Source organism: Bacillus sp. CDB3 (assembly GCF_002081505.1).
Taxonomy (GTDB): domain Bacteria; phylum Bacillota; class Bacilli; order Bacillales; family Bacillaceae_G; genus Bacillus_A; species Bacillus_A cereus_AT.
Genome location: NZ_ALBR01000039.1, coordinates 13,531 through 38,287, shown reverse-complemented (window position 1 = coordinate 38,287; position 24,757 = coordinate 13,531). Strand labels below are relative to the sequence as shown.

Sequence of the window (24,757 nt, the reverse complement as noted above, 5' to 3'; positions counted from 1 at the left end):
GCCAAAAGAAATGCAGCTTTTCCTATAGTCGTATTACTATAGAGGGTAAATAAGTATATTGCACATATAAGTGGTAAGATGATTTGTAGTAAGATTGTCATCGATTTTCCCCCTAATTTATATATTTATAATTATATTATATAATAAAAATGTAATATAAAGGAATCTGAGTTAATGGATGTCAGAAGGGAAATGTAATAATTTTTAAACTCAACATATATCTACATAGAATCTATCGAAAACGGACGTGTATGAAAAGGAATTTTCGATTACATGTCTATAGTTTTGATACTAATAGAACAACTCACATCATATTCTTCTATTAAAAAGATAAAAGGGGGTAAAGTTAATTGACAAAAGTTAAGGTTAGTTTACGACCTATTGTTCATAACTTAAATTTACCAACTGTAATAAAAACAGCTATTCTTCCAAATGAATCGACTGAAAGGCTATTTATAGCAACTCAATTAGGAGAAATTTTTTACATAGGAGACGGAGTAATAAAGACCTTTTTAGATATTCGTCAACGAATTATTAAATTAGGCACATCTGAAGAAGGCGTTTCTAGTAGTGGCTATGATGAGCGAGGATTGCTAGGACTAGCGTTTCATCCGCAGTTTAATCATAACGGTTTATTTTATCTTCATTATTCAGTAGCTGGAACTCAAGGACCTGGTGCACTGTCTGAACAATTTAAACCGAATCCATGTGATCCGAAAACTTTAAACTTAAAGTGGGTAAATAGAGATACTCAATATGATCATATTGATACAGTTGAGGAATGGATTTTACAATCACATGGACAACCTCAAAAACGAAGAACGTTACTTAACATAAAACGACCATTTTTTAATCATAACGGAGTCAATAGTTTAAATTTTTCACCTGAGACTGGAAAACTGGTTTTTACAAATGGAGATGGTGGATCGGGTTATGATCCATTTAATTTAAGCCAGGATGATTTAGAGATAGCGGGTAAAATAATTGAAATTGATGTCAGTAAAAATACATTCATAAATAATCCTCCAGTAGTTACGCGTTTTAATGAGCTTCCTTTATCTATACAAGAACCCCTTACAATAATTGCGAAAGGGGTTCGTAATATAACAGGTATTTCATTCCAAAAGTTTTATAATCAATATATCAAATATGCTGGAAATGTCGGACAGGATATAGTGGAGTCCGTTTTCTCGTATGTTCATTATAAACCTATGCCGGTTACCGAACTTGTTCAAACGCATTTAATGAGATCTACTCCTGATCAAGATGGATTTATTAATTTTGGTTGGCGGGGATGGGAAGGGGATTTACCTACTTCTTTCATACGGCACTGTTCTGAGAATCAGACTTTGGATGAGAGGATAATGGCTTATTATGATGAAACATTACAAACAACAGTGAGGCGCATTCAGCCTTTAATTAGTTATTTTCATAAAGATTCCAGACCGGATACATTTGGAGGAACTGCACTTACAGGAGTCCAGCCATATATGGGAACTGCAATTCAAAATTTAACTGGTAGTGTCGTGTTTACTGACCTCGCCAAAAAAGAAAAATCTCAGTCTCCAGTTAAAGGTGTTTTAGCATATACTAGGGCAAGTATAAACGGTAAACGTAATGATTTTCATGTTATTGAAACCAATTATGATTTTGGCGCTCAAGCAGCTTATTACGTTAGTTTAGGAACAAACTTAGATCAAACTAGATTATATTTAGGAGTTTACGGTTCTATGAAAGTAACTGATTTTAACAAAGGTACTATTTATGAAATTGTTCCTTGATACGGTATAAACTCTAAGTCTAAAAATATAAAGAATTCATTCTTCTTCAAAATGCACGACCTGTCGTCCCCCTAAAAAACCTCTATGTATAATCGTCTATTGTATAGTAATTGATAACTAGCAGAAGGTAACGCATAAACAATAAGTGTATGAATAAGATAGAAAGTGATGAATTAAGCATCTTTAGGAGGTATTTTGATGAATCGCTTTAGATGCTATTGGTATCAATTGATGATAGCGCATGATACGAACTTTATTAATAAAAGAAAGATAACTCCTGCAAGTAGGTTAGTCATTACTGCTTTATTGGGTTCACTTGCCACCATTTTTCAATCTGCTGGGAACTTAATCCCTGGTATAGGGTTATTTATTAGTCCTTTCTCGACGCTACCGATTTTTCTCGCTATTTGTTATTCTATTCGTGAGGGAGTACTCTCTTATATTCTTACTATTTTCCTCTTATTCATTATTCAGCCAAGTGAACTAATTGTCTTTCCCTTTACTACAGGATTATTAGGTATAGCGTTAGGAGTATCCTTTTTACGATTCAAGAGGAGGATTTTGATAGTATCCTTTTCAGCGATATGTCTACTTATAGGAATTATAATCGTTCTCGATATCTTTCGTTTTCCAGTACTAGGTCCTATGGTTCATACAACTATGGATATAAAAGTTATTATGTTAATATTTATACTGAGTTTTCTATATTGCTGGATCTTTGCAGAGCTGTGTAGAATAATTGTGAATAGAGTATATAAAGTATGGTCTTAACAATTGTATAAAATCTTTTTGAACGAATATACTTTCCAATATATTTTCAAAGATTGGAGATTTAAGTCATGTATAATGTTGAAATTAGAAGGCCGAATTCGGATGATATTGATGAACTAAATTTGTTTTTTCGTATAGTTATTACGAATACTTATAAAAACGAAGGGTTATCACAATTATTAGATGACATAGAAAATGAAATCAACTCGAAAAAGCTATATTTGAAAAATGATTTTGATAGTAATGGAGAAAATCGTTACTTTTTATTAGCAATAGATATAAGTAATGATAAAATCATTGGAACAATTGAAGTCGGTCCAGCAAGTACATTGATTAATAGTTGTACAGGCGGTGTACTTAAGGATTTGTATGAAATAGGAACTGTATTTATACTTCCAGAGTATCAAAGAAAGGGTATAGGGAGTTTACTACTAAATACAATGTATCTTGCGTTACTTAGCAGAGGAATAACAGAATACTGTTTAGATAGTGGATACAAAAATGCGCAAAGTATATGGACGAAAAAGTTTGGAAAACCTAGCTATGTATTGAAAGATTACTGGGGAGAATCCAGTGATCATATGATTTGGAAGAAAAGTTTACATGATACACCTATAATATTTGAATTATAAAATGAAATATGCCTCTGAACATAGCTTTTCTTACTTATGTATGCTATTATTTATCTTTATAATAAAAGAGGACGTGAATGAACTTGATTAAAATTAATATTCCTGAAGCTGATGTTTCAATTACTGAACGTAAACAAGTTATTAAAGGAGACGAGCCAATCATTACTCCAATTAATGGATTTATCGATTTCCACTTGTTCCCTAGAGATAAAGGCGGCATTTTTATGTTTTACAATATTAATGACGAACTTCTTTTTGTAGGTAAAGCTCGTAAAATTAGACAACGTATTAAGAAGCATTTTGAAGACAATGTTTCACCAATTAAAAATCACCGTGATGAAGTATACCGCATTGATGCATGTATCGTAGAAGATCCAACAGAAAGAGAAATTTACGAAACATATATCATTAATGAATACAAAGCGAAATATAACGTTGATAAAGTATTCTACAAATAATCAACATGAAATAAAAAACAATCCTAGCTAATATGCCAGGATTGTTTTTTATTTAGACTTATTCTTCATATCTTTCTCCTTTTTTCAAATGATTAGCCACAATAAAACAGAATACCCCTATAAATATAAGTACAATACCAAGCGTTTTATGTTTTCCCTCAAAGAAAGGAATATCTGAAATAACATTTGTCATACATAGTCCTAAAAATACAAGGATAGGGCCCACCCAAAGTAATACATTACCGAATTTTGTGTGCTTCCACATAATAACCCTCCTCTTTTTACATATATATCCATAAATTAAAAGTAAATTCATAGAGAAATATACTTTCTTTCATAACAAAAATTTAACCTTCATATATTGGTACAAGCAAACGAGAAAGGAGATCATCATGAATTGGTTAGAAGCTTTTATATTAGGGATAATACAAGGTTTAACAGAGTTTTTGCCGATTAGTAGTACAGGACATCTTTATTTAGGGCGACATCTTTTTCAATTAGATGAAGCAGGTTTATTTTTAGATACGATGCTGCATATCGGAACGTTACTTGCGGTGTTTATTTATTACAAAAAAGAATTTATATATTTAATTAAAAATCCGTTCTCAAAGCTTATGTTTTTACTTATTGTTGGAACGATACCAGCTGTAGTGATTGGCTTACTATTTAAAGATTTCTTTGAAGATATTTCAAAAACAGGTATCACCATAGGTTGGGAGTTTTTAGTGACAGGTTTATTTCTGTTTATGGCCGATAAACAAAAAAATGGACGTAAAAAAATGGACGACATTACATATAAAGATGCATTTATCATTGGTTCATTTCAAGCGGCTGCCATTTTCCCAGCAATTTCTCGCTCTGGTATGACAATTGTCGCTGCATTATGGAGAAAGCTAGACCGTGAAACAGCTGCGTACTTTTCGTTTTTATTATCAACACCAGCGATTGCCGGCGCTATCATCTTGCAATTTGTTGATGTTTTTCAAGGGAAAGCAGAATCTATTTCTAGTACATCATTAATTGTCGGAACGTTATCAGCAGCGTTCTTTGGTTACATAGCAGTTTCATGGATGATTCAATATTTAAAACGTCATTCATTAAAAATATTTGCGTATTACGTATGGGGATTAGGTATTTTAATTTTAACGTTGCAATTTACTAACGTGTTTTAATATAGAAGCTATTAGTTTAGATCCTGTTTCATTTAAACACGACAGGATCTCTTTTCATTAAGGGGGAAAATATGTTTAATAAGGCTATTGTTATTGGTGGAAGTATGGCAGGAAAACTTGCAGCAAAAGCATTGTCAACTTCTTTTAAAGAAGTAATCATTTTAGAAGTGGGTGAAAGATGGGATGGAAAAGCTTCGAGAAAAAGAGTTCCGCAAAGCAATCACCCTCATGTGTTATTAAAAGGCGGAGAAAAAGCAATTGAGGAATTATTCCCTAATATTACGAATGAATTAATAGAAGCAGGCAGCATCGTAAATAACTTTACTCGTGATTTGAAATGGCATCAATTTGGTTTATGGAAACAGCCATTCATAGGAGAAGTGCATATGATTCAACAAAGTCGGCTGTTGCTAGAATGGCATATTCAAAAACGTATTGATCAAATTTCAAATGTTACCACTAAATTTGAAACATTGGTTGAAGGATTATTAGTAGATGGAAAGCTTAACAAAGTGTGTGGAGCAAAAACCAAATGTTTAGAGACAGGTGTACACGCAGAAGTTCATGCAGATATTGTTGTTGATGCGAGTGGGTTTGGTTCAAAAAGTATAGAGTGGTTACAAGAATACAATATTGAAGTGCAAGAAGAAAAAGTGCGTATTGATTTATTTTACGCAACTAGAGTGTTTAAACTTAAAGAAAATGAGAAGTTAGACTGTTGTAATATGCTAATGTCTCCAAGTTTCCCTGAAAACCCTTATGGAGTTCTTATTCAAACGATTGAAGATAATCGTTATTTTGTTACTTTTAGTGGATATGCAAATGAGAAAGCACCACAAACAGATGATGAGTTTTATGATTTCGCTGAAAATCTATCAATCCGTAATGTAACAGATTTTCTAAACAAAGCTGAGGGAATAACTGATATAAAGACGTACAAAATCCCTTATCAAGTACGTCGGCGATTTGATTTAGTTAATAATGTACCGGAAGGGTTGTTAGTAGTTGGAGATGCACAATGTCGTTTTGATCCTGTTTTCGGTCAAGGTGTTTCAGTTGCAGCTATGGAAGCTTATCAGTTGCAATTACTTCTGCAAGGTAGGACAAAACTTGATAAAACATTTACGCAACAATTTTATAAAAAGGCCGCTAACATAATAGAAACCCCTTGGGATATGACAACAACGGAAATATCACGTCACCCGCAGCTAAAGAGAGAATTAACTACGAAACAAAAATTTCAACTATGGTATACGAAACAAATATATCGACTATCTGCAAGTGATTCTGATGTTTATATTCGGTTAGTACGAGTGATGAATTTAATTCGTAGTCCATTTCATCTTTTTCATCCGAAAGTGCTACTAGCTGTATTACTTAATCGAAAGAAATAGCAGGAATATAATTGATTAAAAAAGAATGTATAACAGTTAGTAAATCAAGAAGGAGAATAAGGGATGGAAATATACATAGAGCAACTAAAGAAACAAGATGCTGAGGATTTATTTACGTTTGAATTTACGAATAAATCTTTTTTTGAAACAATGGTACCAAATCGTGGTTCGAAATATTTCGATTTTGAATATTTTCAAAAACTACTAGACGATTTATTAATAGAACAGGCAGATGGAAATTCTTATTTTTATTTAATTCGTAATGAAGAAAAAGAAATTGTAGGACGAATAAACTTAGTAGATATAGATACCGAAACTCGAATCAGTTCATTAGGTTATCGAGTCGGAGAAAAATTTACTAAAAAAGGAGTTGCAACAGCAGCTGTAAAGTTAATTTTAGACGTAGCACAAAATAATGAAATTAATGAAGTTCATGCTAAAACAACTACTAATAATCTCGCATCACAAATTGTACTAGAAAAAAGCGGATTTTCTTCTTATCAAAACGAAGCAGATACAACGTCTGTAGAATTAAACGGAGAACGTGTAAATTTTGTACATTATATATGTAGAACTACTTCGTGTTCAAAATAATAAGGGGGACTTATTCATGAATGATTTACGTTATCCAATTGGTCAATTTACATACAAACGTCCTATAACCGAAGAAATGATTGATACATGGATTCAAGAAATTGAAGATTTACCTAATGAACTAACAAAGGCAATTAAAGATTTAGATCAGAAGCAGTTAGACACACCGTATCGAGTTGGTGGATGGACGGTTCGTCAAGTAGTTCATCACGTTGTTGATAGCCATATGAATAGCTACATACGCTTTAAATTAGCATTAACAGAAAAGAATCCAACTATTAAACCGTATAAAGAAGAGAAGTGGGCAGAACTACCTGATTCTAAATTACCAGTAGATGTTTCACTAGTAATGTTAGATTCATTACATAAAAGATGGGTTAACCTTTTATATTCTCTAGAACTTGAAGATTTAGAAAAGACATTTAATCATCCTGAAACCGGTGAAACAAAACTTGCTGCTGCAATTGGGCTATATGCATGGCACGGACGTCATCATACAGCTCATATAACTTCATTAAGAAAGCGACTAAATTGGTAACATGGAGATTACATTAGAGAAGGCAACAGAAATTGATGCAGCAGCTTTATTTCAAATGCAAACAGACTCATTTAGCCCTTTATTAAATAAATATAAAGACTATGAAACAAATCCAGCAAATGAATCTATTGAAAAGATTATTTCAAGGATAAATAATCCCAGCAGTAACTTTTATAAGATAATAATAGATTCGAACCTTGTTGGAGCGATATGTATATCCCAAAAAGAAATACCTTATAAATTTTGGATCAGTCCAATGTTCATTCATCCAATCTATCAAGGAAAAGGAATCGCTCAGAAGGTACTTATTTCAATTGAAGAGATGTTTCCAGAAGTACGCAGCTTTGAACTTGCTACTATTTTAGAAGAAGAGAGAAATTGTTTTCTATACGAAAAGATGGGGTATAAAAGAACAGAAGTTATAAAGAAAATAAATGATAAAACTACACTTATTTATTACAAAAAAGAAAGGTAAAGCGTTTGAAATACGCTTTACCTTTTTATGTTATTTAAGATTAAACATACAAAACTAATGCATATTCTTCCAAAATACTCGGGTTTGTAATTTTAAAAATGAATAAACATACAAAAAACGTTATTTTGTCGTATATGTTACTAACGCTTTTTGAATGCTTAAAATACTATCGTCACCTTTAAATTCTTTCGTAATTGGTGTACTCAAACTCGATACCCATATTTTAAGTTCTGCATCTAAATCAAAATGACCAGCTGTTTCAACACTAAATTGTGTAATGCTTTTATAAGGAATAGAATGGTATTCTGTTTTCTTACCAGTTACTCCTTGTTTATCTACTAAAATAAGACGGCGATTTGTAAATACGATTAAATCACGAATCAATTTATAAGCATGCTCAACTTTCTCATCGTCTAACATAATCTTCTCTAAATCACGTTCTACACTTTCTGTACTCGTATTTGATGCATTTCCTAAAATACCGCTAAATAAACCCATATGAAATTCCTCCTCCATTATTTATGGATTGTGTTACTTATATTGTACCATGCTATGCCTAAATACATTATGACATTGCATCTGTAGTTTTTTCTGCTTATTGCAATTAATTTATATAACCTCATCTTAAAATCTTGTGCTAACATGTAAGTAAGAAAACAGAAGCAGAGGGATTGAGCATGAAGAATATCGGTTTAGTATTAGAAGGCGGCGGAATGAAAGGTTTATATACTGCAGGAGTACTCGAATATTTTATGGAAAGGGACTTATTCTTTCCGTATGTAGTCGGTGTATCCGCTGGAGCCTGTATGGGGGCAACCTATTTGTCACGTCAAAAAGGGCGAAATAAGAAAGTAAATACAGAGCTAGTGTCAGATCACAGATATATATCTTATCGAAATTTAATTCGAAAACGTGAACTGTTTGGAATGGACTTTTTATTTGATGAAGTACCTAATAAAATTGTCCCATTCGATTTTCAAACTTTCTTAAACTCTAATGAACAATTTGTTATAGGGACGACTGATTGCGAATCAGGACAAGCTATTTATTATAATAAAACAGAACACGGAAATGATATTTTAAAAATCATTCGTGCATCTAGCTCAGTGCCGTTTATAGCACCTGCTGTAGAATATGATAATCGAAAATTGTTAGATGGAGGGATTATAGATCCTATACCAGTTTTAAAAGCTCAAACTGATGGTTATCAAAAGAACGTTGTTATTATGACAAAACCAGAAGGATACGAGAAACAGCGTAATAAATTTTCTGGACTAGCTAAAATTTTATATAGGAAATATCCGAATATCGCAGAATCTTTAGTAGAACATTATCGTTTTTATAATGAAACTATATCTTACATGAATCGAGATAATCAAAAAGATAATTTTTATGTAATTCAACCAAGTGTACAAATTCCAACAAGCGGAATAGAAAGAAATAAGGAAAAGCTCGTTAATTTATATAATCTTGGTTATACAGATGCTCAATATCATTATGAAAACTTATTAAATTGGATAGAGAAATAAAGGAGGAGAAAGTTGAAGTTAGGAAAACAAATTATTTTTAAGGAATTGCAGAAAATACATAGTCCGCTGCATAAACGGTTTCCTTATCGTGCTACAGCAAAATTGCAGCGAGACTTAAAAAGTAAACTTACCGAAGATGACTGTTTAAACGCTGATTTTAATCATTATTGGATGCATACAGCAGCAACTTTAAGTGCTGTACTAAATGGAAACGAACAGAATATTACGTTTCAGCAAATAAAATGGTTACGGTTATCGTTTTTTGAATGGTTTCCGCAATATCGTTTTCTAGAAACGGAAATTGTGAAGTATCCCATTTTGTATAGAGATTTCATGAATTATGAGAAGACCCGGAAACTATTACTTTATTACCTTACTAAATAAAAGCAAAAACGCACAGGTTACATTACATGTGCGTTTTTTTGTTCATAAAATATTCAATATTAACAACTTGTCCATGTAGGTATTTTAATGAGAAAAAAGAAGTACATATAGAATGGTGAGAGAGAGAAGAGAGAAGTTTGTTAGCTGTGTTCCTTTCAATTAATGCCCAACTCAAATATTTTGAGTGAAATTCGCTTCTTAATGGTATTATCAAATATCAAGACAACTAATTTAGAAACGAAGAAGGGACAACATTAATATGAAAAACGTATCAAGTGTAGATAAAGTAGAATCAATAAAATCTTTACAATCAACAATCCGTAAACTTGAAAACGCCTTAGCACAGATGACTGAAAAAGGCTCAAACACTACTTTAGTGAAAAAAAGACTCAAAGCAGCTAGTATCGGCTTAGCAATGTTAGAAAGTGTTTGGAATCAAAAAAGGCATCATTACACGCAGGAAGATTTAGCAGAAGCTCGAAATGTACTTAACGGTTTACTTCCATCTATTGAAAAGATTTATGACAAATCAAAGCTTGGGAGTCCTCAAAGAACACTTTTAGAAAGAAGAATAAAATCATTGGAACTTTCTATTCAAGCAATTGATCATTTTTCTAATAAATAACGCCTCTAAACACATAACTTACGACTATTTTTATATAGAAATTCTAATGAGAAGAAAAAACTACATATAGAATACTACAAGGGAGGAAGAGGGGGTGATTTCAATAATTAGTCCTAAGTTAGAGGAGCTTAATAATCAATTAAAGAATGGAAACGAGAAAGCTTTTTATACTTTTTTGCATGAAATAAAGTCGAATAATACGCCACTAATAGAACAATGTCCTGTAGATAATCAGTATCGGCTTATAACGTATATATGGCTAGGGGACCGAAAAACTGAAAACGTTTATGTATTCGGCAGTTTCCCTGGTTGGGATTTGCCTTTAAATCAATTAAAACGGTTATTACAAACAGATATTTGGTATCAAACGTTTAGGACGGATAAGAGCTTTATTTCAACTTACTATTTTTCAGTAAACGATTTTTTTGAAAATGATTGGATAAAGCGTAGTGAACAGTACGAACTAGACCAATTTAATGGAAATACATTTGGAGAAGGTGCCAATAAAGCGTCTGTGTTAAAGATAGGTATGGAAGTGCAGTATAGCAGTCGTTTCCCTTCAAATCATTATCCCTCTGGAAAAATTGAAACATATTCTTTTCATAGTTCGATTTTAAATAACACACGTAAAATTCATATTTATACGCCTCATGATTATTCTCACACTTCACAGCTTCAAGAACTTCTCATTGTATTTGATGGAAATTCATTTATTAATAACCTTTCAATCGCAAAAACACTCAATTATTTAATTTACGAAAAAGAAATCCCATCTTGTATTGCTGTTGCAATAGATCCTGTTGATCGGCTAGAAGAGCTAACTTATAACGATAAAATGAATGCATTTTTAACAGAGGAATTACTTCCATGGATTCAGGCGAAGTATCGTGTGCATCAAGAAGCGAAACATACAACAATTGCTGGGTTCAGTCTTGGTGGCTTAGCAGCTTGTTATGCAGCGCTTCAAAATCCACACATTTTCGGAAACGTGTTGTCAATGTCCGGATCCGTTCATTGGAAAAAAGATGGTTATGAAAATCAAATTTCAACTATAGATTCAAATGCAACGCAACCTCATTTTTATATAACAGCAGGAGAACTTGAAAACAAACCTCTTTTAACGGCTAATAAACGCCTGTATGAAGTTTTAAAAGAAAAGGAATACCAAATCACTTACGAAGAGTTTCAAGGCGGTCATGACGATGTTTGGTGGCGAGAAAAGCTGTTTGATGGGTTGAAAGCATTAAAACTTACAAAAACAACACTATAAAATAAAAAGGAGATAGTATCTATGAATCAAGAAGAACTAGATAAAAAATTAAAAAAGCAAGAGATTTTAGTAAAAGATGAGAAAGTTTGGTCCTTTACGTATGAGGATCATATTAGTTCTATCGTTAAAGATGCGGAAAAGAAAGGGTCTTTTGATAATTTACCTGGTAAAGGGAAACCTCTTAATCTTGATAAAGACCTTTCGTACAATCCTGAAAAACAACTGTATAGAACGTTAAAGAATAATCATGTTTTACCTAGGTGGATTGAGATTTCAAAGGAAATTGATGATTTAAAAGAAAAGCTAAAAGAAAATGCAAATACTGCAGAAGCAGCGGATTTAATTCGAACTATTAATAAAAAGGTTTTAGAACATAACTTACTTTGTCCACCAAGTGCGCAAAAAACGAGGGTGAAAACGGACTTTTAACAATTTTTAATTAGGCTATCTCTTGCTATATAATTAAGTAAGGCATTTTCAATTCATTATTAAAGGGAGGCAAATGTGATGAAGAATACGTATCAACTTCAAATTCCGAAAGAACTAGAACAGTATCGTAGTATTTTAGAAGAAAGTGTAAAACCGTATATTAAAGTGTCTGGAACGAAAGCAGAGACAACTCTTTTTGAAAGTAAGTTTGGCGGGTATCCGTACGTACCAATAAATCAAGAACATCCTAAAGATTCAAATGGACAACCTATGATGCTACTTGCACAGTTAAACTTTGAAGAAATGCCGCATATTGAATCCATGCCTCGAAACGGACTGTTACAATTTTTCGTAAGTGCTGATGATGAGCTTTTTGGAATAGATTTTGATCATCCAACAAGCCAAAACGACTTTCGAATTATTTATCATTCTACAATAACGGAAGATTTAACTAAGGTTATTACTGATTTTAATTATTTAAATACTTTAGCTTTAGAGCATTTCATCATACCTGAAGCAGCTAAATTAAAGTTTGAATTGGATTATCAACCAGTAACATCAAGAGATTATCGTTTTGAAAAGCTTGTTAGTGATAACATTGATTGGGAAGAAATCGTTGATGAAGAAAATGAAACAGAATTAGGCGAGCTATATGATGATCTATGTGAAGATCATGGGCATAAAATTGGTGGCTATCCGTTTTTCACACAGACAGATCCGAGGGAATGGGAAGAAAAATACCAACAGCATGATATATTATTGTTGCAAATCGATACAGACGATGCATTAAATATTATGTGGGGAGATTCTGGTGTTGCTAATTTCTTTATACGCAAGGAAGATTTATTGAACCTAGATTTTTCCAATGTTATTTACAATTGGGATTGTTACTAAAAAGAGATAAATGGATACTAGTAAGCTAAAAAAAATCTTCCTGAAGGTGAGGAGGATTTTTTTACGTTAAAAATAAATGTTATGTTAACTAGATTGTAAAACGATGAGTGTAATAAAAGTCAAGCGTAAATAACAGAAATAACAACAAATAAAGTAAAGTTGTAAAACGTGTATAAATAGCAATAAATTCATTAAGTAAAACATGAAATAAAATTATTAATTTATATTTTGTATAGAAATAATTTTTCCGTATAAAAATTTCTTGTCGATTAAAAATGATTTGGATTTGTTAAATCTTAAACAATTATTGATTAAGATTTGCTGTGATGAATTTATAACAAAAAAAACGATAAAAACTGTAGAAATTCGTTTAGATAAGATTTTGTGTGAATCTCACTAAAAATCTCTGTTTCGTCTCATTAAGTATAGTTTACTTGGTTTTTGATACCTGAGATTGCTTTGTTTCTATAACTTCCTATAATATATATTATGTTAACTAGTAAAAAGTAATAAACTTATTATATGTTAGTCGCGGTGTTAGACTCCCCTTTTCTTTGGATTCATTCTGTGTGATGGATTGTGTGGCTATTTGAGTTGTTGTTGATAATATCACAAGATATAAATGATATTTAAGACAATAAAAATACAATTCGTTTTAACTGAACGTATTAAACGAATTGTATGGATATGATTAATAATAAGTTTTTAATACTAGTTCGCTACAGCAATTGCTTCGATTTCAATTAATAAGTTATCGTTAATTAATTTTCTAACTTCTACAGCTGAGCTTGCTGGTGGATTGTTAGTATCTATGTATTGATCTCGAATATCTCTGACAATGGCCATTTGAGAAATGTCTGTTAAGAAAAATGTTAATTTTACTACATCATTAAAGTTTAATTTTGAAGTTTCTAATGCACTTTTAATATTTTCAAATACTTGTCGTGTTTGTGTAGCTAAATCACCAATGCCGACTATTTGACCATCATTGTTAATCGCTACTTGTCCAGATATGTAAATTGTTCGTTTAGCGTTAGTAACTTCGACTGCATGTGAGTATCCAAAAGTTGGTGGCATCGTTTCTGGATTGATAAATTTCTTTTGCAAGATTTTTCTCTCCTTTTAAATATCTTTTTTTCTTCATATTCTGTTTTAATCTCGTATTACCTTCTATTTACTAATAATAATTAATTGTGTATCCATTCAGCTGCTACATATGTAAAAGTATATTAGCCACTTTAATTCGAAGTTTTTAATTGATTATGTACGTTTGGTTTTTTTGTGAGCTCGTTAAAATTACACCTTGTTTTATTAATTCTTCAGTTACTTTTGTATAAAAAAAGTGATACCACCAGATAAAGAATTCTTCATACGTTATTTCTTTTGAGTATCTGCTGCTAGCAAAGTATTCCTTTAAAGATTTCTCGTGTTTTTTTAATACTAAGACTAAATCTTCACTGATTGTGTTTGCGATTTCGTTAAGCGTAGATAAGTCTGCTTTTTTAAACACAGGGATGATAGGTTGTGAATTTTGATATAAGCCTAATTTTTCGTAAACTACATTTAAATGTAAGTCCATTTGTCTATTTGCTGCTACGAAATTTTTTACTAATTTCTTTTTCTTATAATTAATATCAGTATTAGTGTTTAGAAAATACTCTTTAAATGTTTCATTATTTGCTGTTATTAAATTTAATGTTGAATATCAAGAATTTCCATAAAGACCAATTTGAACTTCTCCTAAATCTAAATACGTATTACCATACATCCCGAAAGCTTCTTTATCTGCTAGTTCTTGTTCTTGAATAGCATAATAATATCTTTTCTTATTTCTTAAAGGTCGTTTCTTTTTTAAATAGTTTTCTTCAATGTAAATTATTTGTCCAAAATCTAATAACACACCACTATACAGTAAAAGACTATACAATTCTTTAGATAAATGATTAAACGTGTCGATTCTTTTTGAAATAGATTCAATTTGATTTGAATGATTTTCAATGATCTTAAGTGTTAATTTATTTAGAAATTCACAAAGGTTATAAAGCTTTTTTCCTTCATAAGCTGTATGTAATATATTCTCCGGACTATTATTAGTGAGCATTTCATATTCCCTTCCTTACTAGTAAATTCATTGTAAAATCTATGTATTTACTAAGTTCTATAAAAGATCCACTAATAATCTCAAATTAAAAACCTTAGCATAGATATACTAAGGTTTCTTGAATTTTTATAATGAATTAATTCTTTCATACTCTTTTTTAAATTGATTATCATTTTTTAGCCAACGTTTAAAAGTTGATTCGCTTATTTTTAAATTAGAACAAGCTGTAGCATTACATTTATTTTTCATATAATCTTTAAGGAAATTTTGTTTTCTTTGTTTAACAGCAGTTTGAGTTTGTTTTAGTTTCCGATCTTGTAATTGATCTATACTTAGACTCTCTTTCTGAAATACCTCATATTTTCTATGCAAATAAATATCTTTGTCTTTGTCTTTATAATTGTGATTTTGTAGTATTTGATTTAAAGAATTCATAAAATTATATGATCCACCTACAAAACTGACTGTATAAGTTTCATACTTGACGTAACCATCCCCATCAAAATATCCACGAACAAAATGATGTAAATATTCTTCAGGCACGAATGGAAATTTGATATTTAATGATTTACATGGCATGATTCCGTGTATATTCATAACGTCGTCTTTTATTGTTTTGCTATTAATGTTTAGCATATATACGCCTGTTTTTTTGTTTTGGTAAAGTGGCTGGTTTGTGTTTAGTTCTTTTTTTATATCTTCTAAAATGTCACGTTCTTTTTGTGATACACTGACACATTGATTTTCTTTTTGTATGACACCATCTGCTGCTATAAATCCTAATATATAAGTCATGTTATTTGACCACGTTTTAAAATAATCTTCTGTTATGTCATACTTTCTCTTCCAACTCCCTATAGCACGCCTTGGAACGTTATTATCTGCTAGAACCATACGAATATACCTAGCAGACACATTAGCGAGCATAGCGATTTCTGAGGTGCTCTTCCCTTCTGTGTACAGATGAATGATTTCAGATTTTGATAGTTTACATTTGGACTTCTTTTCTCTTTCTATTTGCATTTACATCCTCTCCTTCCTTTAGTTAAATAGAGATATATTTACTTCTAGAACATACAACGAAACGTACGTTCTTTGTTGTTTATAAGAAGGAATTTACTAAATAAAAACAATTTACATTTACTTAATATTGATTTTATCTGCTGCTGAATAAATCACATTATATATGAATAATGAATTTGAAGAATTTATGAAATGTACTGCATTTAAGATGAAAGGTAAAATGATTTAGTTTACACTACAAATAGCTACAATAACAACATACGTATATTGTTAAACGTAAAAAGGAGAACTAATGAATAAGAAATATACAAATCAAATTCATACTGATATGAGTTTTAAACCGAAAGATATTATGGGTTTAATGGCGGATTACTTTAAAATGAAGTCAAAGCTGCGTCCTATAAAGAATTTACCTATTGTTTTATCGAATAAAGATAATGAATCTTTGGAGAGTATTACATGGTTTGGCCATTCTGCTTCTCTTTTAAAAATAGAAGGTAAAAATTTGTTGTTAGATCCTATGTTTGGAGATGCCTCGTCCCCATTCCCTGTCTTTAATAGTAAACGTTATAGTGGTGTTTTTTCTTTAGAACGTGATGATCTTCAAGAAATTGATGCGATTATCATTTCTCATAATCATTATGATCATTTAAATTACAAAAGTATTATGCAGTTAAAAGATCGTGTAAAGCATTTTTATGTTCCGACTGGAGTTGCGCGTTATCTTATTAAATGGGGTGTTTCACCTAATAAAATAAGTGAGCATAATTGGTGGGATGAAATTACGTTTGATAATATTAAATTAGTTTGTACACCTGCAAGGCATTTTTCTGGACGAAGTATGACAGATAGAGATTGTTCATTATGGTGTTCATGGGTGATCCTCGGTCAAGAAGCGAAAGTTTTCTTTAGCGGTGATAGTGGTTATGCACCACACTTTAAGGAGATTGGTAATAAATACGGTCCGTTTGATCTTACTTTAATGGAATGTGGACAATATGATGTGAGATGGTCTGCAATTCATATGTTGCCAGAAGAAACAGTACAAGCTCATATTGACGTTAAAGGAGAATTGCTCGTTCCTATTCATTGGGGTGCTTTTACGTTAGCATTACATGAATGGAGTGATCCTATTGAACGTGTTACGAAAGAAACAAATCGTTTAGGAGTTAATATTTCAACGCCACAAATCGGTGAAATTATTACGTTACAATCTAAAGATTATCCTACGGCTGCTTGGTGGCGAGAAGTATAATTATAATAAAAAGCGAACCGATTAAATATTGATGGTTCGCTTTTTATTCATTTATGACTCATCTATTAAAATTCTTTGTTTTATCTACTGGAATTGCATTTTTCATCTTTTCTGTTGTCCAATATCCTGTAGGGTCTCCTATATCGTTTGAATATTGAATAGCAGATGGGATATTGGGAGCTTTTTCACTTGAGTAAGAGTATCTTTTTCGCTAGAGGCTGCCAATGCTAAGTAAATAATTAAGGGTATTATAATAGTAATACTAGTTATGTATATCCAAAATAAGTGATTTCCTTTTTTCATGAGCTCCTCCTTCTATTACATACTAATCTCCCCTAATTACTACTTTACTATATTTTCTTTCCCACTATTTAAAATTCTACTTGTCGGCACAGAGGTAGAATCAATACTACTCACCCTCACGTTAAATTTTATCTTTAGTTTCACTTCGATTACATTAGCTATTTTCTGTTACTGCTTGCACTAATTATGTATTGAATCTATTGGGCTGGTCTGCTTAGCTAATTCTTTATTCTTATACTCTACTAATTTATGATTTGATAAAACGCAAGAGTGCTCTAATATTAATTCATTATAAAGTACTTCAGTTAAAAATTTAGGTATCATCTCTCCTACGCCGTAATTATAGTCACTTAGAATCCAAGATACCTCTTTCCAATCTAGAATTCCTTCTGAGACTTTTTTTGGAGTGTGATATGTAAATTCATTAAGTAGCTCAACTAGATATACATATATGCCACCAGAATATGAGGAATCTTCCCATTTAATAATGCCTTTAAATTGAATTTGATTTTGTTCCACATCTATATTTGTTTCTTCTTTTATTTCACGAATTGCATTTTCTAACGGTGTTTCCTCTTTTTCTATCTTCCCTCCTACACCGTTCCATAATCCTTTTACAGGATCATATTCTCTGTTTAGCATAAGTATTTCTTCATTTCTTTTTATAAAACATAAAGTATGCTTGTACATTTTTAATTCATTCCTTTGTTCTTAATAAGTTCTAACAGGTGATATTAAATATACTGCTGCAGATTGTTCACCTGCTTCAATTAATATCGGCCTCATGGAGCCACCAAAACTTAAAGTAACTCTATCTTCTTTTATTACTTTTAAAGTATCGACCATATACCGTCCATCAAAAGATATATTTAATTGCTTTTCGCCGTGAATAGCATCTATTTGTTGTGTCTCGGATATTTTACCAATCTGAGAAGCGTTAGATGAGATTAGTATTGTGGATTCGTCGATGATTTCTAAGTTAACGTTGTTGTTTGCCCATTCACTAGCTAATAAACTTGACCGATCTACACCTTGTAAAATCTTTTTTCTATCTATATTAATAACCGTTTGGGATTCATTTGGAATTAGGCCGGTTATATTAGGATATTTCCCTTCAATAAGCCTTGAATACAACGTAATTGTACCGAATTTAAAAATAATGTGACTCTCTGAAAGATATATGTATACTAAATTTGAATTACTGTTCATTAATTTTAATAGTTCACTAATAGTGGAACTTGGTACAATACAATTTAATTTCGCATGTGAAGAAATGGGGATTTCACGTAAAGCCAGTCTATGTGAATCAGTAGCAGCACAAATTAATTTGTTATGATCAATAACAAAATGTACGCCAGTAAGAACGGGTCTAGATTCATTTTTAGCAGCTGCAAAGACAGTTTGTTTAAATACTTCAATCAACTGTTCCATTTCTACTTGTATTTCTGCATGATCGTCTATAAATGGTACATTCGGAAATTCGTTCGCCGAGAATCCATTTAAGTTTAAAGTAATTTCATCTGATTGAATTGTAATCAACTGCTCATTCATACTTTTTATTAAAATTTCACTTGGCATTTTCTTAATAATTTCAATGAAATATTTTGCTGGTACAACAATACTTCCTGCTTTTATAATAGTTGTAATTTGTACACCTTCAATTGAACTAGGTATAAACTTTTCAATGAAAACATTCGAATTACTTGCGACTAAAGTAATTCCAGATTGATCTGCTGTTATTTTTATTCCGGATAATATAGGAATTAAAGTTTTTGTTGAGATAGCTTTACTTACTTCTGAAAGAGCTTGTGTAAATTGTTTGTGATTAACGATAAACTCCATTTTTCCCCCGCCTTAAATGAAATAATATGTTTATGAAGATTGATGAATAATAGTTCCATTAAAAATATAAGGTATTGTTTCTTTCGTTTGTAAAAGGCCTTTTAAATGTTTTGGTATACGTAAATAAGGTTCTGCTTTATGTAATTCCATCCAGATAATTTCTTCAATTTCTTTTGGGCGTGATATGCAAATTTCCCCTCCGATTATTTCTCCTAAAAAATTAAAGAAGATTGCATGATGTCCTCTTTCCTCGAAAAACGCTTCACTAATGGAACAAATCCCTTTTACATGTATATCTAGTCCAGTTTCTTCTTTCACTTCACGAATTGCTGCCTCTTCTAACGTTTCACCAAATTTTACTGCCCCACCTGGTAATGTATAATAAGAGCCATTTTTTCCTTTGTTTTTAACCATTAAGAGCTTTTCGTGAGTTTCATCATATAAAAGCGCGTATGTAACATTCACCTTTTTCATATTTAATCCCCTTCAATGATAAGAATTTTCTGTCTTTATTTCATTCTACCATTAAATTGTTTTTATTCACAAAAAAGAAAAAGAACGTGTTTTGAAAAGGGATAATCAAAACACGCCCTCTAAATGTTAAAAAGTCGATTCGTTTAGAGAATACCAAACAATAGCAACTATAAATTTAATATGTTTTTTACAACCTTTTTTCTAAATAGTAGTGATGATGTCCTTTAGGATGATCCTTACTGACTCCGATCACTTTATATCCATGTTTTTTATAAAAGTTTGGAGCCTGGAAACTAAAAGTGTCTAAGTTTATCAGCTGACATTCTTTTTCGATTGCAAATTCTTCAATAAGTTTCATTAATTTGCTTCCATAGCCTTTGTGTCTATATTCTTCAGACACCCACAGAAAGTCAATATGCAAGTGATGCCAAAATGTTATCGCTGTTACCCCTCCGATTATTTCTTCTTTTTCATTCCTTACTATAAAACTTACCTTTTCTGAAGGTGTTTTTTCTTTATTTGATAGATGTTTTTGGTTATATTCAATTACTTTCTCTCTTATGTAATCACTATCTTCTTGAATCCATTGTTTTTGAATTTTCATTTTCAGTATCACGCACCTTTTTATATTTACGTAATCTATTCAATTTAATAATTAAATTATCCTGTCTTTTTTAATAGTAGGTTACGTAATAAGTAAAGGGTAAAATCCAGATATTTCGAGTGGAGACTCTAATTGTAATTAATAGTAAATATCCTTTTTACGTGGTTTTATTTTGACGTGGAGTACATTGTTTACACATTATCTTATAATGTAAAAATAATCTTTTAAAAAGAGCCCTAGCATAAGGACTCTTTCTTAGCATTAAGCTATTTTTCGATTTAACGATTTTATTTCCTTCTCCTTTTCTGCATTTGGAGGACGGATTATTATAGAGATAACGAAAGATATTACACATAGAACACCGATTGTAATGAAGGTTGGTTGAAATCCGCCAAGCAGTGCTCCAATGAATGATCCTGCAAGTGCACCAAATCCGAAACCTTGGTAAACAATCCCGTAGTTTGTACTATGGTTTTTTAATCCGAAGAAATCCCCGACAATGGCAGGGAATATAGTGATATTACCACCAAAGCAAAAGGCAACACTTGCTACACAAGCAAAATAAATCCCGTAATTTAGTGGAATAAAACTTAAAGTAAAGACGGACAATCCAATAATAATAAATGTAGCAGAGACGATTTTTAATCGACCTATTTTATCTGATAACGTTCCAAGAATAATTCTACCTATTGTATTAAAGATTGCAATCATTGCGACGGCATTTGCGGCAGTCGCTGCACTAAGACCAACGAGCTGCACCCCAATGTCTTTTACCATACCGATTAAATACAGACCGCCCATACATGATGTGAATAACATGAAAAATAAGAGATATACTTGTTTTGTTTTCATCATTTCACGCGGCGTATAATCATTGTGTAATGTTTCAGTTACAGTGTTACTTACAGTTGCTTCACGTAAGAAGAATGATCCTATCAACACTAAAAGTAAGACGATAATACCCCAATATAAAAATGCTTGTGATACCCCGAGACTGTTGATAAGATTTCCGTTTATATATCTAAAGATTAAGCTTCCCATTCCATATGCCGAAACAGATATACCAGAAATAAGCCCTTTACGGTTTGGAAACCATTTAATTAAATTAGATAGTGAGGTAATATATGCTGTTCCATCAGCATATCCAACGACAACACCGGCTAATAAATAAAGTAATGGTAATGAAGAAACTTGTGAACTAAGTATTAAACCGAGTCCTAAAACAATTCCTGCAGTAGCGATAAGTTTACGGAGTCCAAATTTTTGTTGTAGCTTTCCTGCAAATAGAGTCGAGAATGATAAAGAAAAACTCGTAATTGAGAAAGTAATCGCGACTGAATTGAGGTTCCATCCAAACTTACTTACAAGGGGTTGGTTAAATAAACTCCATGTGTAAATTGTTCCTAGGCCAATTTGAACGATGATTGTACCTAGAACAATTAGCAACGGATTTATAGATGATTGTTTCATACTAACTGTCCCCTTCTTTTATCATGACATGAATTTTCACAATTAGTATATCCATGATAAATTGCACGATACCGTACGGAAAATGGAAATTAAGTTAGTTTACACAAAAAGACACTTCATCAAGAAGTGCCTCTTTGTAGGTTATATACAGATGTATTTAAAGAAAGCTTTGTTAAGATAAGACATTTTCAAATGCTTATGTACATATGTTATCAAATAATTTGCTGAAAGTGATGAGACTTAAGACGTATTTTTCTTTCATAAATAAGTCGGAGAGGAAATTAATATTCGATTTCCTCGAAGTCTTTCGGCTGCGGTACAGTTTGCATATTTGCTGCATCTTTCGGATCGCTATAAATCGCATTTTGTTCTGTGTTTACATGCTTTATATTTTGTTTTTTATTTTTATTCACTTCATTTTTCATTATAGTTCACTCCTTTTTATTATAGGAGTAGTTATGCCCTAATCGTATTATTTATACTGCTGCTAAATGTATCAGCGACTAAATTGCTAAATTCACGTAAATAATATAAATAATTGTCTCCACCATAGTTGTATCTTTTATTGTACATTTTAGCAACGACGACATTATATTCTGGAATGACTAATATCGTGGGTCCTGTAATTCCTAATATTTGATAAGAACCTTTCGGAACTCGCTCACCAAGTTCGCTAAGTAAAGCAGGTTCATTTTGAACGAACCAAAACAACCCGTTTTGAGGTAGTTCTTTATTTTTATACGCTGGATTTTGTATGCTCGTAGCAAGTTCTATAACTTCTTTTGGCACAATTTGTTTACCATTTAAGAACCCGTTATTTAAATGCAAGTTCCCCCAGTATGCAAATTCTCTCGCAGAGACAAACAAATTTTTCTCGGAGCCATCATCTACTGCACCGATACTTTCTATAGCATCTTCAGTTGGATTTACAATAACCTTAACTAAATTTTCATCATGTTCTATTCTCCATCCAGTTTCATTGAAGTTGGCAGGTAGGAATACACGCTCCTTTAACAATTCAGGAAAACTCTTATTATACAGCTGATAAATAAGCTGCGTCACCATTCTTACATTAATATCTCTGTACGCCCAAGCTTGTCCCGGCTCAAATTCACGAAAAACTGTCCCCTCATCGGTTTCATTTAAACCGTGTGAATGGGTTACTAAGTGTCTTATCGTTGTCTTACCGAGTAATGAAGGATCATGTTTTTTAAAATAATTTACTGCCTCGTCATCAAGAGATTTTATTTTCCCCTCATAAACTGCATGAGCTACCATTAATCCTAAATAGCTTTTTCTTGCGGAAGCGACATTGAACTGTGAAGATAAGTTTACTTTTTTGCTAGTAGGAGTATTTGAATGCGTTCCACTATAATGCTCTAGCACAATCTTATTATCTTTCATAATGCAAAGTGCTGCCGCAGAACTTTGATTTGTCTCTTTAATATTTTCTACCCATGAAATTAATTTCTCATATTTGTACAAATAAATTTCCCCCTAAAATGAAAACGAAAAAATGACAGCATGAAAGAAAAGCGTTAATACAACATAAACTGGTATTTACACTTTTCTTTCATGTGAAATATTATTCTGTACTTAAATAATCCACCAGCTCCAGCAATTAGAACAGCTGAAACAACCTACACAGCCAACGCAACCTACACAACCACCGCAACGTCCACCGCCACAACCACCACAGCGACCACCACAGCCACCACAACGTCCACCGCATCCGCCACAACGACGTGCATCGTCTTGGATGTAATAATATGGATATTGATTTTGTTGCTGATCCCAATACACAACATTACCAGGTTGATAATCATTAAGGTTTAATGCTTGTAGTTCTTGTTGAAACTCATTCATTATGAAACCCTCCATTTACAAATGTAAATTCCGTCCATACTTTTAACTTTATTTACTTTTAAAAATAAAGTAGAAATAAGGCTATAGACTAAATGCGTACATCAACAAAATATGACTTTACACTAGGTGATGTACCTTGTTTATGAGCCTATTTTCTTTATATTCTTTTAGTGGACGTAATTAATATAAATAGAGTCAATTAAAAGTTACTAATCCAGCAAGTTAATAGTTCATCACTTAATTTTCTTTCTAGTAATTCTTTTACTGAAGGTGCCGGCATTATTGTATAAGAATTTATGTTTTCTTTATTAAAATCAATCCAGTGAAATGCTAAATGGGACTCTTTAGATATTGGAGTAAAATCAGATTTCAATTCATTAGAATCTATTTCAAAAATGTGGTTAATTTCATGGTGGAGAGTTTCTTTAGCTTGCCATTTATTTTCTATGACGCCTAAAAATTGTTTTATACTGCATGTTACTCCAAGTTCTTCGCGTAACTCTCTTATTAGTGCATTCTCTGCTGATTCCCCAATCTCAACATGGCCACCGGGTAAAAAATAGTGATGTCCTATGTATTCAGCAACTAGTAATTTTTCATCTTTTATCATGATTGCTCGTACAATATGATGGAATTTACTTTTCATTTCGTATTCCTCCTAATCATTCACTTTATACTTGCTCAAAAATTGTCATTTAAAAGCGGGATAATATAAATCATAGGTGTTTCATATGGATGAACATTATGAATAACTGCAAGAGTACATTTACATGTTCGCGTTTACAATTTAATTGAAACTAATAAACTTGATAAACGATTCTAAAAAAGAGTATGTTTATGAAAATAAATCATCAAAACATACTCTTAATATTT

General features: G+C 31.8%; 28 protein-coding genes and 3 pseudogenes. 16 read left to right on the top strand and 15 right to left on the bottom strand.

Annotation, left to right across the window (positions count from 1 at the left end; all coding sequences use genetic code 11):
* Nucleotides 1-350: 350 nt before the first annotated feature.
* The 4 genes from CDB3_RS11250 (at nucleotide 351) to CDB3_RS11235 (ending at nucleotide 3,642) form a co-directional block, all read left to right on the top strand.
* Nucleotides 351-1,781, top strand: a complete 1,431-nt coding sequence (locus CDB3_RS11250; RefSeq protein WP_128854542.1) for a PQQ-dependent sugar dehydrogenase — start codon at nucleotides 351-353, stop codon at nucleotides 1,779-1,781.
* Between the two features lie 198 nt (nucleotides 1,782-1,979).
* A complete protein-coding gene (locus CDB3_RS11245) occupies nucleotides 1,980-2,552 on the top strand; it encodes a YybS family protein (RefSeq protein ID WP_128854541.1) in 573 nt (190 codons plus the stop codon).
* 68 nt (nucleotides 2,553-2,620) lie between these two features.
* The gene (locus tag CDB3_RS11240) at nucleotides 2,621-3,184 is read left to right on the top strand and encodes a GNAT family N-acetyltransferase (protein ID WP_128854540.1); all 564 of its coding nucleotides are present in this window, start codon (nucleotides 2,621-2,623) and stop codon (nucleotides 3,182-3,184) included.
* Nucleotides 3,185-3,261: 77 nt separating this feature from the next.
* Nucleotides 3,262-3,642, top strand: a complete 381-nt coding sequence (locus CDB3_RS11235; RefSeq protein WP_001048941.1) for a nucleotide excision repair endonuclease — start codon at nucleotides 3,262-3,264, stop codon at nucleotides 3,640-3,642.
* A 58-nt stretch (nucleotides 3,643-3,700) separates the two neighbouring features.
* Here CDB3_RS11235 and CDB3_RS11230 read toward each other — a convergent pair whose 3' ends face one another.
* Nucleotides 3,701-3,907 (bottom strand): hypothetical protein, encoded by a 207-nt coding sequence (locus CDB3_RS11230; protein WP_128854539.1) that lies wholly within the window; start codon nucleotides 3,905-3,907, stop codon nucleotides 3,701-3,703.
* 127 nt (nucleotides 3,908-4,034) lie between these two features.
* Here CDB3_RS11230 and CDB3_RS11225 point away from each other — a divergent pair, with 127 nt between their 5' ends.
* The 5 genes and pseudogenes from CDB3_RS11225 to CDB3_RS11205 all read left to right on the top strand — a co-directional run.
* Complete coding sequence (locus tag CDB3_RS11225) at nucleotides 4,035-4,814, top strand: undecaprenyl-diphosphate phosphatase (protein WP_128854538.1); 780 nt, start codon at nucleotides 4,035-4,037, stop codon at nucleotides 4,812-4,814.
* Between the two features lie 71 nt (nucleotides 4,815-4,885).
* Nucleotides 4,886-6,208: an FAD-dependent monooxygenase gene (locus CDB3_RS11220; protein ID WP_128854537.1), complete on the top strand. Its 1,323-nt coding sequence runs from the start codon at nucleotides 4,886-4,888 to the stop codon at nucleotides 6,206-6,208.
* 63 nt (nucleotides 6,209-6,271) lie between these two features.
* Nucleotides 6,272-6,802 (top strand): GNAT family N-acetyltransferase, encoded by a 531-nt coding sequence (locus CDB3_RS11215; RefSeq protein WP_128854536.1) that lies wholly within the window; start codon nucleotides 6,272-6,274, stop codon nucleotides 6,800-6,802.
* Nucleotides 6,803-6,818: 16 nt separating this feature from the next.
* Nucleotides 6,819-7,340 (top strand): YfiT family bacillithiol transferase, encoded by a 522-nt coding sequence (locus tag CDB3_RS11210; protein ID WP_017561595.1) that lies wholly within the window; start codon nucleotides 6,819-6,821, stop codon nucleotides 7,338-7,340.
* Between the two features lies 1 nt (nucleotide 7,341).
* A pseudogene (locus tag CDB3_RS11205) lies at nucleotides 7,342-7,815 on the top strand (GNAT family N-acetyltransferase); the annotation flags it as partial.
* A gap of 120 nt (nucleotides 7,816-7,935) precedes the next feature.
* Here CDB3_RS11205 and CDB3_RS11200 read toward each other — a convergent pair.
* Entirely contained in the window at nucleotides 7,936-8,313 is a 378-nt protein-coding gene (locus tag CDB3_RS11200; protein ID WP_097829267.1) for a PH domain-containing protein, read from the bottom strand.
* Nucleotides 8,314-8,492: 179 nt separating this feature from the next.
* Here CDB3_RS11200 and CDB3_RS11195 point away from each other — a divergent pair, with 179 nt between their 5' ends.
* The 6 genes from CDB3_RS11195 to CDB3_RS11175 all read left to right on the top strand — a co-directional run bounded on the left by CDB3_RS11195 (nucleotide 8,493) and on the right by CDB3_RS11175 (nucleotide 12,946).
* Nucleotides 8,493-9,344, top strand: a complete 852-nt coding sequence (locus CDB3_RS11195; protein WP_128854534.1) for a patatin-like phospholipase family protein — start codon at nucleotides 8,493-8,495, stop codon at nucleotides 9,342-9,344.
* A gap of 12 nt (nucleotides 9,345-9,356) precedes the next feature.
* Nucleotides 9,357-9,728, top strand: coding sequence for a YxiJ-like family protein (locus CDB3_RS11190; RefSeq protein WP_128854533.1), 372 nt, complete (start codon nucleotides 9,357-9,359; stop codon nucleotides 9,726-9,728).
* Between the two features lie 259 nt (nucleotides 9,729-9,987).
* Complete coding sequence (locus tag CDB3_RS11185) at nucleotides 9,988-10,353, top strand: hypothetical protein (protein ID WP_128854532.1); 366 nt, start codon at nucleotides 9,988-9,990, stop codon at nucleotides 10,351-10,353.
* Between the two features lie 94 nt (nucleotides 10,354-10,447).
* On the top strand, nucleotides 10,448-11,623 hold the full coding sequence (locus CDB3_RS11180; protein WP_218673342.1) for an alpha/beta hydrolase: 1,176 nt from the start codon (nucleotides 10,448-10,450) through the stop codon (nucleotides 11,621-11,623).
* A gap of 21 nt (nucleotides 11,624-11,644) precedes the next feature.
* A complete protein-coding gene (locus CDB3_RS32050) occupies nucleotides 11,645-12,052 on the top strand; it encodes a DnaJ family domain-containing protein (RefSeq protein ID WP_218673341.1) in 408 nt (135 codons plus the stop codon).
* 78 nt (nucleotides 12,053-12,130) lie between these two features.
* Nucleotides 12,131-12,946, top strand: coding sequence for a YwqG family protein (locus CDB3_RS11175; protein ID WP_128854531.1), 816 nt, complete (start codon nucleotides 12,131-12,133; stop codon nucleotides 12,944-12,946).
* 711 nt (nucleotides 12,947-13,657) lie between these two features.
* Here the strand turns inward: CDB3_RS11175 and CDB3_RS11170 are convergent.
* The 3 genes and pseudogenes from CDB3_RS11170 to CDB3_RS11160 form a co-directional block, all read right to left on the bottom strand.
* Nucleotides 13,658-14,053 carry a RidA family protein gene (locus CDB3_RS11170; protein ID WP_128854530.1) on the bottom strand — a complete coding sequence of 132 codons (396 nt, stop codon included), beginning with the start codon at nucleotides 14,051-14,053 and terminating at the stop codon, nucleotides 13,658-13,660.
* A 145-nt stretch (nucleotides 14,054-14,198) separates the two neighbouring features.
* Nucleotides 14,199-15,011 (bottom strand): annotated as a pseudogene (locus CDB3_RS11165) (hypothetical protein); the annotation flags it as partial.
* 162 nt (nucleotides 15,012-15,173) lie between these two features.
* Nucleotides 15,174-16,070: an LAGLIDADG family homing endonuclease gene (locus CDB3_RS11160; protein ID WP_128854529.1), complete on the bottom strand. Its 897-nt coding sequence runs from the start codon at nucleotides 16,068-16,070 to the stop codon at nucleotides 15,174-15,176.
* Between the two features lie 292 nt (nucleotides 16,071-16,362).
* Between CDB3_RS11160 and CDB3_RS11155 the strand changes: the two genes are divergently transcribed.
* Nucleotides 16,363-17,325 (top strand): MBL fold metallo-hydrolase, encoded by a 963-nt coding sequence (locus CDB3_RS11155; protein WP_128854528.1) that lies wholly within the window; start codon nucleotides 16,363-16,365, stop codon nucleotides 17,323-17,325.
* 483 nt (nucleotides 17,326-17,808) lie between these two features.
* On the opposite strand, the gene CDB3_RS11145 is transcribed toward CDB3_RS11155, so the two are convergent.
* The 10 genes and pseudogenes from CDB3_RS11145 to CDB3_RS32955 form a co-directional block, all read right to left on the bottom strand.
* Nucleotides 17,809-18,318 carry an NUDIX hydrolase gene (locus CDB3_RS11145; RefSeq protein WP_128854527.1) on the bottom strand — a complete coding sequence of 170 codons (510 nt, stop codon included), beginning with the start codon at nucleotides 18,316-18,318 and terminating at the stop codon, nucleotides 17,809-17,811.
* Nucleotides 18,319-18,339: 21 nt separating this feature from the next.
* On the bottom strand, nucleotides 18,340-19,470 hold the full coding sequence (gene dnaN / locus CDB3_RS11140) for a DNA polymerase III subunit beta (protein ID WP_128854526.1): 1,131 nt from the start codon (nucleotides 19,468-19,470) through the stop codon (nucleotides 18,340-18,342).
* A gap of 30 nt (nucleotides 19,471-19,500) precedes the next feature.
* Nucleotides 19,501-19,944, bottom strand: a complete 444-nt coding sequence (locus tag CDB3_RS11135; RefSeq protein WP_128854525.1) for an NUDIX hydrolase — start codon at nucleotides 19,942-19,944, stop codon at nucleotides 19,501-19,503.
* 187 nt (nucleotides 19,945-20,131) lie between these two features.
* Complete coding sequence (locus CDB3_RS11130; RefSeq protein WP_128854524.1) at nucleotides 20,132-20,548, bottom strand: GNAT family N-acetyltransferase; 417 nt, start codon at nucleotides 20,546-20,548, stop codon at nucleotides 20,132-20,134.
* Between the two features lie 261 nt (nucleotides 20,549-20,809).
* Complete coding sequence (locus tag CDB3_RS11125) at nucleotides 20,810-22,018, bottom strand: L-lactate MFS transporter (RefSeq protein WP_128854523.1); 1,209 nt, start codon at nucleotides 22,016-22,018, stop codon at nucleotides 20,810-20,812.
* 281 nt (nucleotides 22,019-22,299) lie between these two features.
* Nucleotides 22,300-22,443 carry a hypothetical protein gene (locus CDB3_RS31640; protein ID WP_179139691.1) on the bottom strand — a complete coding sequence of 48 codons (144 nt, stop codon included), beginning with the start codon at nucleotides 22,441-22,443 and terminating at the stop codon, nucleotides 22,300-22,302.
* 31 nt (nucleotides 22,444-22,474) lie between these two features.
* On the bottom strand, nucleotides 22,475-23,503 hold the full coding sequence (locus CDB3_RS11120) for a serine hydrolase domain-containing protein (protein ID WP_128854522.1): 1,029 nt from the start codon (nucleotides 23,501-23,503) through the stop codon (nucleotides 22,475-22,477).
* Between the two features lie 111 nt (nucleotides 23,504-23,614).
* Nucleotides 23,615-23,884, bottom strand: a complete 270-nt coding sequence (locus tag CDB3_RS11115) for a heterocycloanthracin/sonorensin family bacteriocin (protein ID WP_071746051.1) — start codon at nucleotides 23,882-23,884, stop codon at nucleotides 23,615-23,617.
* A gap of 199 nt (nucleotides 23,885-24,083) precedes the next feature.
* Nucleotides 24,084-24,530: an NUDIX domain-containing protein gene (locus CDB3_RS11110; protein WP_128854521.1), complete on the bottom strand. Its 447-nt coding sequence runs from the start codon at nucleotides 24,528-24,530 to the stop codon at nucleotides 24,084-24,086.
* 35 nt (nucleotides 24,531-24,565) lie between these two features.
* Nucleotides 24,566-24,678 (bottom strand): annotated as a pseudogene (locus CDB3_RS32955) (cytochrome C biogenesis protein); the annotation flags it as partial.
* Nucleotides 24,679-24,757 lie beyond the last annotated feature (79 nt).

Coding starts and splice junctions, on each gene's coding strand:
- CDB3_RS11245 (WP_128854541.1), top strand. CDS start 1,980: ATGAATCGCTTTAGATGCTATTGGTATCAATTGATGATAGCGCATGAT.
- CDB3_RS11240 (WP_128854540.1), top strand. CDS start 2,621: ATGTATAATGTTGAAATTAGAAGGCCGAATTCGGATGATATTGATGAA.
- CDB3_RS11235 (WP_001048941.1), top strand. CDS start 3,262: ATGAACTTGATTAAAATTAATATTCCTGAAGCTGATGTTTCAATTACT.
- CDB3_RS11230 (WP_128854539.1), bottom strand. CDS start 3,907: ATGTGGAAGCACACAAAATTCGGTAATGTATTACTTTGGGTGGGCCCT.
- CDB3_RS11225 (WP_128854538.1), top strand. CDS start 4,035: ATGAATTGGTTAGAAGCTTTTATATTAGGGATAATACAAGGTTTAACA.
- CDB3_RS11220 (WP_128854537.1), top strand. CDS start 4,886: ATGTTTAATAAGGCTATTGTTATTGGTGGAAGTATGGCAGGAAAACTT.
- CDB3_RS11215 (WP_128854536.1), top strand. CDS start 6,272: ATGGAAATATACATAGAGCAACTAAAGAAACAAGATGCTGAGGATTTA.
- CDB3_RS11210 (WP_017561595.1), top strand. CDS start 6,819: ATGAATGATTTACGTTATCCAATTGGTCAATTTACATACAAACGTCCT.
- CDB3_RS11200 (WP_097829267.1), bottom strand. CDS start 8,313: ATGGGTTTATTTAGCGGTATTTTAGGAAATGCATCAAATACGAGTACA.
- CDB3_RS11195 (WP_128854534.1), top strand. CDS start 8,493: ATGAAGAATATCGGTTTAGTATTAGAAGGCGGCGGAATGAAAGGTTTA.
- CDB3_RS11185 (WP_128854532.1), top strand. CDS start 9,988: ATGAAAAACGTATCAAGTGTAGATAAAGTAGAATCAATAAAATCTTTA.
- CDB3_RS32050 (WP_218673341.1), top strand. CDS start 11,645: ATGAATCAAGAAGAACTAGATAAAAAATTAAAAAAGCAAGAGATTTTA.
- CDB3_RS11175 (WP_128854531.1), top strand. CDS start 12,131: ATGAAGAATACGTATCAACTTCAAATTCCGAAAGAACTAGAACAGTAT.
- CDB3_RS11160 (WP_128854529.1), bottom strand. CDS start 16,070: ATGCAAATAGAAAGAGAAAAGAAGTCCAAATGTAAACTATCAAAATCT.
- CDB3_RS11155 (WP_128854528.1), top strand. CDS start 16,363: ATGAATAAGAAATATACAAATCAAATTCATACTGATATGAGTTTTAAA.
- CDB3_RS11145 (WP_128854527.1), bottom strand. CDS start 18,318: ATGTACAAGCATACTTTATGTTTTATAAAAAGAAATGAAGAAATACTT.
- dnaN (WP_128854526.1), bottom strand. CDS start 19,470: ATGGAGTTTATCGTTAATCACAAACAATTTACACAAGCTCTTTCAGAA.
- CDB3_RS11135 (WP_128854525.1), bottom strand. CDS start 19,944: ATGAAAAAGGTGAATGTTACATACGCGCTTTTATATGATGAAACTCAC.
- CDB3_RS11130 (WP_128854524.1), bottom strand. CDS start 20,548: ATGAAAATTCAAAAACAATGGATTCAAGAAGATAGTGATTACATAAGA.
- CDB3_RS11125 (WP_128854523.1), bottom strand. CDS start 22,018: ATGAAACAATCATCTATAAATCCGTTGCTAATTGTTCTAGGTACAATC.
- CDB3_RS31640 (WP_179139691.1), bottom strand. CDS start 22,443: ATGAAAAATGAAGTGAATAAAAATAAAAAACAAAATATAAAGCATGTA.
- CDB3_RS11115 (WP_071746051.1), bottom strand. CDS start 23,884: ATGAATGAGTTTCAACAAGAACTACAAGCATTAAACCTTAATGATTAT.
- CDB3_RS11110 (WP_128854521.1), bottom strand. CDS start 24,530: ATGAAAAGTAAATTCCATCATATTGTACGAGCAATCATGATAAAAGAT.